The 14,524-nt window shown below is 49.9% G+C and carries 16 protein-coding genes; 8 read left to right on the top strand and 8 right to left on the bottom strand.

The features are described from left to right. Nucleotides 1–39 precede the first annotated feature (39 nt). Complete coding sequence (djlA, locus tag Q0852_RS15115) at nucleotides 40–876, bottom strand: co-chaperone DjlA (RefSeq protein WP_299019345.1); 837 nt, start codon at nucleotides 874–876, stop codon at nucleotides 40–42. Nucleotides 877–1,077: 201 nt separating this feature from the next. Between djlA and lptD the strand changes: the two genes are divergently transcribed. The 6 genes from lptD (at nucleotide 1,078) to Q0852_RS15085 (ending at nucleotide 7,913) form a co-directional block, all read left to right on the top strand. Beyond that, the gene (gene lptD / locus Q0852_RS15110; protein WP_299019343.1) at nucleotides 1,078–3,438 is read left to right on the top strand and encodes an LPS assembly protein LptD; all 2,361 of its coding nucleotides are present in this window, start codon (nucleotides 1,078–1,080) and stop codon (nucleotides 3,436–3,438) included. A 68-nt stretch (nucleotides 3,439–3,506) separates the two neighbouring features. Next, nucleotides 3,507–4,811, top strand: a complete 1,305-nt coding sequence (gene surA / locus Q0852_RS15105; RefSeq protein WP_299019342.1) for a peptidylprolyl isomerase SurA — start codon at nucleotides 3,507–3,509, stop codon at nucleotides 4,809–4,811. Then, nucleotides 4,798–5,790: a 4-hydroxythreonine-4-phosphate dehydrogenase PdxA gene (pdxA, locus tag Q0852_RS15100; protein WP_299019340.1), complete on the top strand. Its 993-nt coding sequence runs from the start codon at nucleotides 4,798–4,800 to the stop codon at nucleotides 5,788–5,790. Before surA ends, pdxA begins: the two co-directional genes overlap by 14 nt. Continuing rightward, nucleotides 5,787–6,605 carry a 16S rRNA (adenine(1518)-N(6)/adenine(1519)-N(6))-dimethyltransferase RsmA gene (gene rsmA, locus Q0852_RS15095; protein WP_299019338.1) on the top strand — a complete coding sequence of 273 codons (819 nt, stop codon included), beginning with the start codon at nucleotides 5,787–5,789 and terminating at the stop codon, nucleotides 6,603–6,605. Before pdxA ends, rsmA begins: the two co-directional genes overlap by 4 nt. A gap of 100 nt (nucleotides 6,606–6,705) precedes the next feature. After that, nucleotides 6,706–7,083: a Co2+/Mg2+ efflux protein ApaG gene (gene apaG, locus Q0852_RS15090; RefSeq protein ID WP_299019336.1), complete on the top strand. Its 378-nt coding sequence runs from the start codon at nucleotides 6,706–6,708 to the stop codon at nucleotides 7,081–7,083. 8 nt (nucleotides 7,084–7,091) lie between these two features. Further along, complete coding sequence (locus Q0852_RS15085) at nucleotides 7,092–7,913, top strand: symmetrical bis(5'-nucleosyl)-tetraphosphatase (protein ID WP_299019334.1); 822 nt, start codon at nucleotides 7,092–7,094, stop codon at nucleotides 7,911–7,913. A 62-nt stretch (nucleotides 7,914–7,975) separates the two neighbouring features. On the opposite strand, the gene folA is transcribed toward Q0852_RS15085, so the two are convergent. From folA to rplU, 7 genes are all read right to left on the bottom strand, one after another. After that, entirely contained in the window at nucleotides 7,976–8,458 is a 483-nt protein-coding gene (gene folA, locus Q0852_RS15080) for a type 3 dihydrofolate reductase (protein WP_299019333.1), read from the bottom strand. A gap of 18 nt (nucleotides 8,459–8,476) precedes the next feature. Then, nucleotides 8,477–8,950: a threonine/serine exporter family protein gene (locus tag Q0852_RS15075; protein WP_299019331.1), complete on the bottom strand. Its 474-nt coding sequence runs from the start codon at nucleotides 8,948–8,950 to the stop codon at nucleotides 8,477–8,479. After that, entirely contained in the window at nucleotides 8,950–9,738 is a 789-nt protein-coding gene (locus Q0852_RS15070; RefSeq protein WP_299019330.1) for a threonine/serine exporter ThrE family protein, read from the bottom strand. The genes Q0852_RS15075 and Q0852_RS15070 overlap by 1 nt, the downstream gene beginning before the upstream one ends. Nucleotides 9,739–9,892: 154 nt before the next feature. Next, entirely contained in the window at nucleotides 9,893–11,068 is a 1,176-nt protein-coding gene (gene cgtA / locus Q0852_RS15065; protein WP_299019329.1) for an Obg family GTPase CgtA, read from the bottom strand. 90 nt (nucleotides 11,069–11,158) lie between these two features. Further along, nucleotides 11,159–12,085 (bottom strand): DMT family transporter, encoded by a 927-nt coding sequence (locus tag Q0852_RS15060; protein WP_299019328.1) that lies wholly within the window; start codon nucleotides 12,083–12,085, stop codon nucleotides 11,159–11,161. Between the two features lie 64 nt (nucleotides 12,086–12,149). Continuing rightward, nucleotides 12,150–12,407, bottom strand: a complete 258-nt coding sequence (gene rpmA / locus Q0852_RS15055; RefSeq protein ID WP_007467532.1) for a 50S ribosomal protein L27 — start codon at nucleotides 12,405–12,407, stop codon at nucleotides 12,150–12,152. Nucleotides 12,408–12,425: 18 nt separating this feature from the next. Continuing rightward, entirely contained in the window at nucleotides 12,426–12,737 is a 312-nt protein-coding gene (gene rplU / locus Q0852_RS15050) for a 50S ribosomal protein L21 (protein WP_299019322.1), read from the bottom strand. 447 nt (nucleotides 12,738–13,184) lie between these two features. Here rplU and ispB point away from each other — a divergent pair, with 447 nt between their 5' ends. After that, complete coding sequence (gene ispB / locus Q0852_RS15045; RefSeq protein WP_299019320.1) at nucleotides 13,185–14,156, top strand: octaprenyl diphosphate synthase; 972 nt, start codon at nucleotides 13,185–13,187, stop codon at nucleotides 14,154–14,156. A gap of 136 nt (nucleotides 14,157–14,292) precedes the next feature. Then, nucleotides 14,293–14,484 (top strand): hypothetical protein, encoded by a 192-nt coding sequence (locus Q0852_RS15040; RefSeq protein ID WP_299019319.1) that lies wholly within the window; start codon nucleotides 14,293–14,295, stop codon nucleotides 14,482–14,484. The last annotated feature ends 40 nt before the right edge of the window (nucleotides 14,485–14,524 follow it).

Genomic DNA, 14,524 nt, shown 5'->3' with positions numbered 1-14,524 from the left:
GAGCACCGAGGGGTAATCACTTGATGCTCGTCATTTACATTACTTAAAGCCTTTTTCCTTACGGATCAGATCATAGGCCGCCTGCAGCTCCTGGGTTTTCTGCTTCGCCAGCTCCATCATCTCCGGCGGCAGACCTTTGGCTGCCAGCTTATCCGGATGGTGTTCGTTCATCAGCTTACGGTATGCCCGCTTCAGCTCCTGGGCCGAGGCTGAAGATTTTATACCAAGCGACTCATAAGCATTCGCTAACTGATCACGAGTCGGAGCCTGGCGGAATGCCCCTTGCTGCTGGTTAAATCCACCTTGCTGGAAGCGGAAAGCGGCTTCCTGCATATGCAAACGCTGCTCCAGTTGGCGATCAGAAAAACCAAGACTGCGGGCAATCACATACAGCAACTGGCGCTCACTTGGGTGCAGGCTACCATCAGCAAAAGCCGCCTGGATTTGCAGCTCAAGGAAAAACTGCAGCAAGTCAGCACGGCCAGAGCAACTCATCCGCACTTTTGCCAACGTCTCCTGCAACGGGAAATCTTCTTCTTTGCCGTCACGAAATGCATTTTGTGCCTGACGGCGGGACTCGCCATGCAACCCCATCCGCTCCATGATTGCGCTGGCAACCCGAATCTCTTCTTGAGTCACCCGGCCTTTAGATTTAGCCAAATGTCCCATTACCGCAAAACCGGCATGGAAAAACTCAGCCTGACGTTCGACACTGCTGGCGCGGCCTGCACCAAAACCACCGAATCCGCCGCCATAATAAATATTTGTTCTGGCTTTATCGAACTTATGCCCCAAATAGAGGCCTAACAACAAGCCAAAAGGGCCACCAAGGAGGAAACCAAAAAATGCGCCTAAAATCTTACCCCAAACCTGCATTCTCGACTCTCTGGTAATTTGCTAAATTTAGCAATATTTATAGTGGTACAAACCCGATACAATAACGCGAAAAGATGCCGTCGGGTAGAATTTGCATTATCATAGCTGTCATTTATCCGGAAAGCTTGTAAAAAGCGCCACCTATCCGTTTTGAAAACTATTTTTTAGCGCTGAAATTTAAATACAGGAAAGTTTAATTAGATGTCATTAACCTCCCGCAGCTTACTGGCCACCATGATTAGCCTCGCGCTTTATGGCCCCGCGATGGCTTATGAGATTCCTGCTCTTAGCGAAAATGTCAATGATGAGTCTGCGGCTGTCAATGACACCCAAAGCGAACTTGAATTAGTCCGCGGGGTCTGTATTGCCCCCCAGGATATGCCAGCCGATCCCAATAATGAACCGATCACGGTTTCTGCAGACAAGATCGAAGCCAAGCCGAACCAGAAAGTAACCTATTCCGGTGACGTTCTCCTGCAACAAGGAAACCGCACGGTTGCCGCGGATTCTGCAACCCTGCACCAACCGGAAAACATTGTATCGGCAGAAGGCAATGTTTATTTCCACGACGGGACTATCGAAGTGTACTCGGATCGCATTCAGAGCAACCTAGATACCGAAGATTCTGAAATGGATAACGCAGTCTACAACATGACTTGCGAAGCCGGGCGCGGTGAAGCCGAACGGGTAACCAAAAACGGCATTGCCTACTACCGATTGAAAAACGGCACTTATACCACCTGTCCTCCTGGCGACAAGAGCTGGTTATTCTCAGCAACCAGCATCGAACGCGAAAGCGATTCCCCGTTTGCCGACTTGTATAATGCCCGGTTTGAAGTAGCCAATGTACCGTTGATCTATTTGCCATACCTGCGCGTCCCTGTCGGTAAAGAACGCCTGACCGGTTTCCTGTATCCGTCAATTAGCTACGGCACCCGAGATGGCTTCGAGTTAGAAACGCCGTTCTACTGGAACATAGCGCCCAACTACGACATGACTATCACTCCAAAGTACATGAGTAACCGGGGCCTGCAGCTCAACTCGGAATTCCGCTACCTGACCAACCTGGGAAGAGGCCACTTGAAAGGCGAATACCTGGGCAATGACAAAAATGCTTCCGACAAAGATCCGCGCTGGGGGTTTAACTGGTCGCACAATGGGAACTACAGTGAACACTGGCTGCTTGATATCGACTACAGCAAAGTCAGCGACGTTACTTATTTCTCAGATATCGACTCTAGTATCGGTGAACGTGAAGACAATAACCTACTACAGACAGGGGAAGTTTCTTACCGGGATCTCAACTGGGATTCAACCCTGCGTGTACGTAACTTCCAATCACTGACACCAGGTGGTTCGTCCAACTATCGCCTGCTACCGCAGCTGGAGTTCAACTACTACCGCCCGGAGCTGCCTTACGGCTTAGATTTCAATCTACTGAGTCATTTCAGCCGCTTTGATAACGATGCAGCCGACAAACCATCAGCGGATCGTGTCCACCTCGAACCAACCCTGGCACTGCCGTACTCCACACCTTGGTGGTCAATCACCTCCGAGGCCAAACTGATGTACACCTACTACAATCAGGACTTTGATCCAACAGTTGCCGGACTGGAGACGCTAGAAGAAACCACATCCCGCACCGTCCCGAGTATTCGTATTCACAGTGGGCTGTATTTTGAGCGAGATACCCAGCTGTGGGATGAAGACTATACCCAAAGCCTGGAACCGCAAATCCAATACCTGTTCGTCAAAGATGTCGAACAAAAGGAAATCTTCGGCGGCTATGACACCACGCTACTTCAGACCGACTACTACGGCCTGTTCCGAGACAAACGCTATTCCAGCGTCGACTATATCGCGCCAGCAAACCAATTTACTCTAGGGGCCAGTACTCGTTACTTTGACAATGATTTTGTCGAGCGCTTCAACCTGTCATTCGGCCAGATATTCTATCTTAATGATGCCGGCCGTAATCTCAGTGGAGCAAACCAATCGACACCGAACTACTCCGCCACCGCGTTCGAGTCAGACTTCAATTACGATGACTGGCTGTTCTTCCACGGCGGGCTACAGTATGACGCCAGTAAGAAAGAAATGCAGTTTAGCAATGCGACAGTGGAATACCGTGAAGGCAGCCTGTTCAGCCAGGTGAACTACCGCTATGTATCAAAAGACTATATCAAGCAAAGCCTGCCTGATAATAATCAAATCGATAACTACACAGAAGACGGGATCTCACAGCTGGGTTTCTCAACCGGTTTTCCGGTCTACGGCGGCTTAAGCCTGCGTGGCGACTACTACCACGATCTAACCGAAAACCAGATGCTGGAAGGTCAGATCACTCTGAACTACCGCTCAGCCTGCTGGATGATCAGCCTGGGCTACAACGAATACCTGTTGTCACGTAGCAATGTAAGCACCTTACCAGCCAAATACGAGCAGAACTTCAGTATCTCATTCAGCCTGTTAGGACTAAGTGGAACCTCTGCGATCGGCGCCGCAACCGAAGGAGGAGGCAATGCGATTGCCTATGGCCGCCCGTTCTATCTCAACAACTAAACAACAGCCGTGGCATTACGCCATGGCTGCCACGATTTAACGCGCTACGGCGCTAAATGGAAAGATGTATGAAAAAGTGGAAGTCTTCTCTGTTAGGCCTGACGTTATGGAGTCTGGCTGCCGGCAGTATCGCTGCCCCGCAAGAACTTGATAAAGTGGTCACCATCGTTAATGACAGTGTGATCCTACAAAGTGATGTCGACGGAATGCTAAAAACGGTACGGATGAATGCTGCCAGCCAGAATCAGCCACTACCATCAAATGACATCCTGTCAGAACAGATCATGGAAAAGCTGATCATTGAAACCCTTCAGCTTCAGCAAGCCGAGCAATTTGGGATCCGTATCGACGATACCCGTTTGGACCAAGCTATTGCCCAGCTAGCCAAAGAGCGTAAGATGAGCATCGCTCAGCTACAAAAAATGCTGACCAGTAACGGGCTCAGCTTTACCATGTTCCGTGAACAAATGCGCCGGGATATGACAGCCAGCGAAGCTCGGACAATCCAGGTCCGCCGTCGTATCAACATTCTGCCGCAGGAAGTCGAAAACCTGGCTGAACAGCTGAACAAGCAAAACCAGCAAGGTGTTAAATTCAATATCAGCCACATTCAGCTACGTATTGATGAGAATGCCAGCGCGGTACTGCGTGAAGAAGTCCTTGCCCAGGCAGACGAGATCGTTAAGGAACTAAAAGGTGGAGCTGATTTTGCCAACCTTGCCTATAGCTATTCCAAAGGCCCCAAAGCCCTGCAAGGTGGTGAGTGGGGCTGGATGCGACAGGAAGAGATGCCGACCATCTTTGCCGATCAAATCAAGGCTTATGGTAAAGGTGCTATTATCGGTCCGTTCCGCAGCGGTATCGGCTACCACATTCTGAAAGTCAACGATGTCCAAGGCCTTGAAACCGTTTCAGTGACTGAAATTAACGCTCGACACATCCTGATGAAAACCTCGGTGATCATGAGCGACGAGGGAGCCCAGCGCCAGCTTGAAAAAACACGCCGTGCCATCATGGCTGGTGAACAGAGCTTTGCTGACGCCGCTCAAGCACTCAGTGCCGACCCGGGCTCGGCAGCCAACGGCGGCGAGCTAGGCTGGCAAACTCCGGACATCTACGTACCAGAGTTCAAAGATAAGGTTGAAAACCTATCGGTCGGAACTATCAGCCAGCCGTTCAAAACAGTTCATGGCTGGCATATTGTCGAAGTACTTGAACGCCGTGATGTCGACCGTACCGATGCAGCAGTGAAAAACCACGCTTACCGGATCCTATTCAGCCGTAAATTCAACGAAGAAGCACAGGCATGGCTACAAGAACTCCGTGCTGGTGCCTATATCGAACAGCCGGAAGACGATAATGACCAAGGTTAAACGTATTGCAATTACCCCCGGAGAGCCTGCGGGGATTGGCCCTGACCTTGTGCTCGCCATGGCGCAGCACGACTGGCCTCACGAACTGGTAATTTGTGCTAGCTCTCAGCTTATGGTAGAACGTGCAACCCAGCTCGGGTTGCCGCTGGAAATCATTGACTACAATCCGGCCCGACCGCCCCAGCCTCACAAGGCCGGTACACTGGTTATCACAAACTGTGAACTAAAAGTACCGGTGAAGGTAGGAGAGCTTAATGAACAGAACGGCCACTATGTTCTCGACACCCTTAGCCGAGCCACAGAAGGCTGTATGAGTGGTGAATTTGCTGCGGTTGTGACAGGCCCTGTCCATAAAGGGATTATCAACCGCGCCGGTGTGTCATTCAGCGGGCATACCGAGTTTTTCGCCCAGCAGTCAAACACCGCTCAGGTTGTTATGATGCTGGCCACCGAAGGACTACGAGTCGCACTGGTGACCACCCATATCCCGTTGGCCTATGTGTCAAAGGCGATTACCGCAGAGCGGCTGCAACAAATCATCCGCATCCTGCATGCCGATCTCGTGAGCAAATTCGGGATCGAGCAACCGAAAATTTATGTGTGTGGCCTGAACCCGCATGCAGGCGAAGACGGTTGTCTGGGCAAAGAAGAGATCGAAGTGATCACTCCTGCCCTTGACCAGCTTCGCCAGGAAGATGGAATGAAACTAATAGGCCCTTTACCGGCAGATACCATCTTTCAGGAAAAATATCTGGCCGATGCTGATACAGTATTGGCTATGTATCACGATCAAGGGCTGCCAGTGCTTAAATTCAAAGGCTTTGGCAAGTCAGTTAACATTACGTTAGGCCTGCCCTTTATCAGAACTTCAGTAGATCATGGTACCGCACTGGAACTTGCAGGTACCGGACAGGCGGATACCGGTAGCCTTTGGACAGCGCTATCGCACGCCCTTGAATTGGTAGAAAAACAGAAATGAGCAGCGATCAGGTCCACCTGGGTCACCGCGCACGTAAGCGCTTTGGCCAGAACTTTTTGAATGACCCATACATCATTGATGGCATTGTGTCGGCAATCAACCCTCTACCAGGCCAGAACCTAGTTGAAATTGGCCCGGGTCTGGGTGCTATCACCGAGCCGGTAGGCAAAATGGTAGACAAATTCTCGGTTGTCGAACTTGACCGCGATCTGGCCGAACGCCTGCGCAACCACCCGGATCTGGGTAGCAAGCTGACCATCTACGAAGGCGATGCCATGCGCTTCGACTTTACGCAGCTGATCAAAGAAAACAACAAGCTACGCATTTTCGGTAACCTGCCATACAATATTTCAACACCGCTGATGTTCCACCTGTTCAGCTTCCATGCGAATGTCCAGGATATGCACTTCATGCTTCAGAAAGAAGTAGTGAACCGCCTGGCAGCAGGTCCTGGCAGCAAGGCTTACGGCCGTCTGACCGTGATGGCGCAGTACTACTGCAAAGTCATGCCTGTGCTGGAAGTACCGCCATCGGCCTTCAAACCAGCGCCGAAAGTGGACTCTGCGGTTGTTCGTCTGACACCATATGAAACACTGCCTCATCCATGTACTAACCTTAAATGGCTAGACCGAGTTTGTCGCGAAGGTTTCAACCAGCGTCGTAAGACCATTCGCAACTGCTACAAGCAGCTAATGACTGTCGAGCAGCTAGAAGCGCTGGGTATCAACCCAGGCATGCGCCCTGAGAACCTGACCCTGGAACAGTTTGTAGCGATGGCAAATTGGCTGGATGCCAACCACAACGCATCAAAATAAGCAGGAATAGCCGCGTGAATCGAGGCTATTTAATATGTTTGTCTGGGGCTGACCTTCAGCCCCCGGCAAGCAGTCAACGAAAGGAAGCACGACATTGACGATGAACGCAATCCCCACAATCAAGTGCAGAGTAGTCACTCACTATATTGAAGACCAATCTGAACCTGAAAATCAGCGCTACGTGTTCTCGTATACGATTACGATCAGTAATCTGGGTAGTGGCGAAGCACAACTACTCAGCCGACACTGGCAAATTACTGACGCCAACGGCAAAAAGCTGGTTATTGAGGGTGAAGGTGTCATAGGTGAACAACCAACGATTTCCGCCAACGAGGAATACACCTATACCAGTGGAACCGTTATCGAGACCCCATTAGGGGTCATGCAGGGCCACTACCTCATGGTCAATGAACAAGGCGACAAATTCAAAGCCGAAATCTTACCGTTTCGACTTTCTATTCCCAACATTCTTCACTGAGGCGTTTCATGTCGACATACCTTGTCGGAGATATTCAAGGCTGTTTGGACGATCTCCATTTTCTCCTCGGTCAGGCTAATTTCAATCCCGAACATGATGAACTGTGGTTATCCGGCGATCTTGTGGCCCGCGGTCCGCAATCCCTGGAAACACTACGCTTTGTCAAAAGTTTAGGCGCGAAAGCAACGACAGTGCTTGGCAACCACGACCTGCACCTGCTAACCGTGGCCCAAGGCCTGGCCAAAGTCAAAAATCGCGACAAGATCCAACCGATCCTTGATGCGCCGGATCGCGACGATCTACTCGACTGGCTACGTAACCAGCCACTGCTAGCCGAACATCCCCACCACCCATTTGTCATGACCCATGCCGGTATCCCACCGCAATGGGATCTGCCAACGGCCAGAAAGCAAGCCAGCCTCGTCGAATCCTGCCTGCGCAGTAACGATTATGTCTGGTTACTGAAAAACATGTATGGCAATGGACCAGACCTTTGGACGGATGAACTCGAGGGAATTGAACAATATCGCTATACCATCAACGCCCTAACCAGAATGCGTTTCTGCCACCCGAATGGCAGGCTGGATATGGAATGTAAGCTTTCTCCCGATAACCTGAAAACCAAGCCGCTCAAGCCCTGGTTTGAGCTGTCTCGAACCAAGCCATTAGAGAAGAAAGTTATCTTTGGCCACTGGGCAGCCTTAATGGGTCATGAGGATGAACAGGTGATAGGCCTGGATACCGGCTGCGTTTGGGGCAACAGTATGACCCTGCTTCGCTGGGAAGACGGTGCCCGCTTTGAAAAAGCCTGCCCGGTCCACGCTGAATAAATCAAAAAAATAAGGCCGGGTAATAACCAGGCCTTGTTATTCATTTGCTGAGTATGAAGGTATTACTGACGCTCTAAGATAACAAAGCGCATATCATGGGCATTCTTCTCATCTGCCTGATAAGTTTCGCTATGAGTTTCCTGCCAACCGTCTCCCCATTCAGGGAAACAGGTATCACCATTCACACTTAGATCGATAAATGTCAGGTATAGACGATCCGCCTCGGGCAGACAAGCGGTATAAATACTGCCGCCACCGATGATCATCAATTCATCCACCTCACCGGCAGCCACCTTGGCCGCAGCAATATCAGCAACCACAGTTACCCCTTCAGCCTGGTAGTCAGGATTACGGCTGATCACAATATTATAGCGCCCCGGCAACGGGCGGCCAATCGACTCAAAGGTCTTGCGTCCCATCACTATCGGCTTACCCAGTGTCGACTGCTTAAACCAGGCGAAATCTGCCGGTAGATGCCAAGGCATCGCGTTGTCTTTACCAATCACCCGATCATGGGCCATCGCCGCGATCATACTGATCTTCATCTTATCCCCTAGGAATATCTAAACCACCGGACGGCGACGATAAAACAATAGTCCCGGCATTGCCAGTCCTATAGCCAATGCAGCAATGATAAACACAGCCTTAATGACATTTTCCACCAGCAAAGCAAGCAACTCGGGAGAAAAACCACGGTGGTTGATCTCCACCAACGCAATCATAGCCTTATAGGCAAAAACTCCCGGCACCATAGGGATCATGGCTGCAACGGTAAACACTTTCGGATGGGCGAGGAAACGGTGTGACCAATGAATACCAATCATCCCCACCAAGGTTGAGGCTCCTAGAGTAGCCCACTCGATCGGAACGCCCCATTGCATCAGAACAAAACGCCCGCCATGACCTAAAGCTCCGCCAATAGCACAATATTTAAGGGCCTTTTGCGGCACGTTAAACACTAGGGCAAAACCAACAGCCGGGATCATGGCAAAGAACATATCATTAAGCAGGGCTAGCAAAAAATCAATTATCGTCATTACAGCCATCCCCAAACACCTAACACGTTCATTGCCGCCACAATCCCCATACTGGTTGATAACGTCAGCAGGCTCGCCATCGTCCAGCGAGCAATCCCCATATTGACAAACCCTTTCACCATATCAGAAATGGCATTAATCAACGGAAAACCGGGTACCAGCATCAAAACAGAAGATGCCATCGCCAAAAAAGGAGCTTCGCCGATTTGGTAGACTTGCCCAAACCCAGAGATCAGTGTTGTTACAAAGGCCGTTACACCAAAATTGACCAGAGGGTTGAAGTGGCAATGGGCTATTTCCTGGCGGACAAACATTCCGACCGAAGAAGCAAAGAAGGTTAGAAAGAAAACAGGCCAGTCTGCGCCAGCCAAGCGACTAAATGAGGCACATGACAGCCCGATCATCACAATAACAAGGAAACGGTTATAACGTAGAGCCTTAATCTTGAGCAGACGCTCGTGTACGGCCTCAATATCCAGCAATCCACGCTCGGCCATAATGCACACCCGTTGGATCTCCGTCACCACCTGCATGTTGATGCCCCGGTCCTGGCAACGCCTGGTTGTGGTAATACAACGTTCGTTGCTCACTGTCGTCAGGACCATTGAGCTGGCTGATAACGATACCTCGACACTATCAACCCCCAGCGCCAAACCCAATCGCGTTGCGACATCCATGACCAAGGTGCTTTCAGCACCATGCTGCAATAATCTCTGGCCAGCCAGCACAGCCAGCCTTGATATCTCCCGTTGTTCTGATTCCGCCAATGGCGCCGGGCCACTTTCCATTTTCATCCCTCAGCTAAATTTCATAATGGTCAAGATATAAAACCGCGTAATTATCCGGCAAATCAAGCTAACACGCGTTGATTAGACACAAAAAAGCCGCTCCGAAGAGCGGCTTTTCTCATGTTCAACCGATTAACGGGCTGAGCAGCGGTAATTACGGCTTGTAGATAATCTCCACATCGTAATCATCCTCGTCCCAATCATCCCAGTCATCGTCGTCATCATCACTCTCAGCATTCTTGACCTGCTGCTCGTGATAATCATCCCACTTGAACTCAACTTTCTTCTCTTCGGCCTCTTCGTCTTCTTCGAAGGTCTCGACAGGGATCTGTTCAATCTGACTCATCAGATCATAAGTCAGCTCTTTAGTACCCATGCGGTTCAAAGCAGAAATACAGTAGTAGTCGCCTTCCCAAGCCAGTGCTTCAAGGATCTCCTCGATCTTCGCTTGAGCTTCTTCTTCCGGCAACAGATCCACTTTGTTGAACACAATCCAACGCGGCTTGTTAGCTAGCTTGTCGCTGTACTGTTTCAGCTCGTTCAGGATCGTAAAGGCATTCTCAATAGGATCTGAACCATCCGCTGGCAGCAGGTCGATCATGTGCAGCAACACACGGCAACGCTCAAGGTGCTTCAGGAAGCGAATACCCAGGCCAGCACCATCAGCTGCCCCTTCGATCAATCCAGGAATATCAGCAACTACAAAGCTACGCTCACTATCAACACGAACCACACCCAGGCTTGGTACCAGGGTAGTAAACGGATAATCCGCCACTTTCGGCTTCGCCGCAGACACAGAACGAATAAAGGTTGATTTACCAGCATTAGGCAAACCCAGCATACCTACATCAGCCAACAGCAGCAGCTCAAGGCGCAGGTGACGTACCTCACCTTTGGTACCCATCGTCTTTTGACGAGGAGCACGGTTAACCGATGACTTGAAACGGGTGTTACCCAAACCGTGGAAACCACCTTTGGCGACCATCAGCTTCATGCCATGCTGAGTCAGATCCGCAATCACCTCACCGGTTTCTTCATCAATAGCACGAGTACCCACAGGCACAGACAATACGCAGTCTTCACCACGCTTACCCGTACAGTTGCCGCCACGGCCATTTTCGCCACGCTGCGCAGCATGGAATCGTTCAAAGCGATAATCAATCAGCGTATTAAGGTTTTCATCAGCCAGCAGGTAAACATCACCACCGTCGCCTCCGTCACCTCCGTCAGGGCCACCTTTCGGGACGTATTTCTCACGACGGAAACTCACTGTACCGTTACCACCGTCACCAGCATCAGCTCGAATTACCGCTTCATCTACAAACTTCATCTCTTTCTCCGCACTGTGGCGTTAAAATCTCTCGACCAGGCTTTGTCAGCAATTACCTGGAAGCTATTAACTTATTGTAATGGACCTTGACTATTTATGCTGCCCCATAAGCTTATGGCCAATGGCGCAGAACATGGCACCACTTACCACAACAACAGCACCGACATAGCCCAGTACATTCAGGGCGGCGGCAGCAAAAAACTCCGGCCAGAACAGGCTGGCAAGGTCAACAAATAAAATTGTGAACAAGGGAGCCAGGGTTATCACCGCGCTCACTTGTGAGGCCTGCCAACGCGCCATCGCTTCCGCGAATGCACCGTAGCCGACCAGGGTATTGATACAGCAAAATGCCAACATACCCAATTGTCTCTGATCCATCAGCAGGATCTGTTCTGGTGATGCCATCGGTGTCAGCATCAAAGCGCAGATCACATAGATCATCAGCAAGATCTGGGGTGAACTGAAATGCTTCAGCATCAGCTTCTGGTTCAAACCGTAGATCACCCACACTAACGCCGCCAGTACAGCCAGCATCACGCCTTGGGTATAACCGGTAAAGCTGGTAAACAGTTCAAGTAGCCGTTCATTAAAAAACAACAGCAACCCAAACATCAGGCATGTCACACCAATGATTTGGTGCCGCCCCAGCGTTTCCTTAAACAGCCAGACACTGGACAACAGTAAAATTACCGGAGCCAGCTGGATAATCACCTGTACCACAGGCGGGTTAAGGAATTCCAGCGCGCTGTTAAACAGGACAAAGTTGCCTGCCAGTCCGATACTAGCCAGCATCAGGCTCGCACTTCCCGCCACACCTAACGCCTTGGGACTAGGCAACTGCTTACGCCAATACAGCCATAATCCAAGGCCGATAGAAGCTGTCACAAAGCGATACCAAACAATGGTAAATGGTGCCATGACTTCGACGGCTTGCTTCATGGCGATCGGCAGGGCGCCCCAAAATAATGCCGTGACCAATGCCAACAGAATACCTGCCGTCGGGTTTTGATTCGGCATAAACCCTTCCATAACAAAAAGCCCCGCCAGTAGGCAGGGCTTTATAATTCGTTACGAGACTGAATTATTCAGCTTCGATAGATACGAATTTACGGTTCTTAGGACCTTTAACTTCAAACTTCACTTTACCGTCAGATAGAGCGAATAGAGTGTGGTCTTTACCTAGGCCTACGTTGTTACCAGCATGGAACTTAGTACCACGCTGACGTACGATGATGTTACCTGCTAGTACAGATTCGCCACCGAAACGCTTAACACCAAGACGTTTACTTTCTGAATCACGGCCGTTACGAGTAGAACCGCCAGCTTTTTTGTGTGCCATCTTTAAATTCTCCTGTTATTAAGCGCTGATGCCAGTAATTTTGACTTCAGTGAACCACTGACGGTGGCCCGCTTGCTTACGAGAGTGCTTACGACGACGGAACTTAACGATTTTAACTTTATCGCCACGACCGTGAGAAACTACTTCTGCAGTTACTTTACCGCCAGCTACGAAAGGTGCGCCTACAGTTACTTCTTCGCCGTTAGCTACTAGAAGTACTGAGTCGAATTCAATGTTAGCGCCAGTTTCAGCGTCTAGTTTTTCTAAGCGTAGGGTTTGGCCTTCGCTTACACGGTGTTGTTTACCACCACTTTGGAAAACAGCGTACATGTCTTACTCCGCTTGTCCGCATAGGCCATTAGCCGCATAAATTTCGGGCTATGGGTATGCGCTTAATCTTGTCATCAATAGGGCGCGAATGTTACGCGAAAATGGGACTTCTGGCAACCCATTAAGCAAAGAAAATTGGTGAAAAGCTGTCCAGTAATGAAAGTCCCTGATTTAAACGTAAACGAGGTTATGAAGATAGCGGGGTTTTAGTGTAATATTCGATGATTATTTTCTTGATACCTATTCGCAATTGCAGCCAAATAATTCAACGCCTAACGGGATATCAACGACGGTAGCTCATCGTAGCAGTGTTTTTATAAGCATCCCGTATAATAAGGCCATGACATTTGCCTGTGCCCTGCAGCCAGTGCTGATCGTCAGTTATTTCTGTGAATTGGTTCGTTTAACATTCCGCCTGGTGCGGCAAACAATTTTGCTGGATGTACAATGGATTTTAAAGCTATCCAAGCGCTCACCGCCAATGACATGGCGGAGGTTGACGCGAAGATACTGTCACAACTGAATTCAGATGTGGCTCTGATCAATCAACTCGGTTTCTACATCGTCAGCGGCGGCGGAAAACGCCTGCGTCCGATGCTGGCTGTCCTGGCTGCCCGCGCTTTAGGCTACGAAGGTGACAAACACACCACAGCAGCCGCTTTTATCGAATTTACCCATACTGCTACCCTGCTGCATGACGACGTCGTTGACGAGTCTGATATGCGACGCGGCAAGGAAACCGCCAATTCCATGTTCGGTAATGCGGCCAGTGTATTAGTCGGTGATTATATCTACACCCGCTCTTTCCAGATGATGACCAGCCTACGATCCCTAAGGATCCTCGACATCATGAGCGAAGCTGTTAATGTGATCGCAGAAGGTGAAGTGCAGCAACTGATGAACTGCAACGATCCTGACACAACAGAAGAAAGCTACATGCAGGTTATCTACTCCAAAACTGCCCGCCTTTTTGAAGCAGCTACCCAAGTTGCAGCGATACTGGCCGAAGCTCCGGCAGAAGTAGAAACAGCCCTGCAAGATTATGGCCGTTACCTGGGCACAGCCTTCCAGCTTGTCGACGACATTCTGGACTACACCGCAGACGGCAAAGAAATGGGCAAGAATGTGGGTGACGATCTGGCTGAAGGTAAACCGACCCTGCCACTGCTACACGCGATGCACAACGGTAATGAAGAACAGTCTGCAATGATCCGTGGAGCCATCGAGAAGGGCAATGGCCTCGACAAGCTAGAACCGATCCTGGCTTGCATGCGTGAAGTCGGATCGCTGGAATACACCCAAAAACGCGCTGAAGAAGAAGCGGATAAAGCCATTGCCAGCTTGTCTGCCATTTCAGACTCTGAACACAAAAATGCCCTGATTGCCTTGGCTCACCTGGCAGTCAAACGCAATAAATAACCAGATTCGTTTCTGCTTTATACAGAATAAAAGCCTGCCCTGCGCAGGCTTTTTTGATCCCGGCAAACCAAATTAGATCAAACAAGATATTCTATAGTTAAAAAAGATCGTTGTGATCCTTGAAAGGAGGTCTGTGATGCAAGCAAAAGATTTGAAACCGGGCATGTGGGTCGAATGCCAGCAAGGTATTGCAGAAGTGGTTGATGTTGATAAGTCGCACAATACCGCACTCATCGAAAACATGAGTGATCACAAACGGATCAATATCAATTGTAATGACATAAAAGATCAACCACAGCTTCACGCCGGATGTGATCGCTATTACTAGCTTCTATATATAGACACACACAAAAAAAAGCGGCCAGTAA

The organism is uncultured Photobacterium sp., assembly GCF_947502415.1.
Classification (GTDB): domain Bacteria; phylum Pseudomonadota; class Gammaproteobacteria; order Enterobacterales; family Vibrionaceae; genus Photobacterium.
This window is presented reverse-complemented; position numbering and strand designations above follow the sequence as displayed.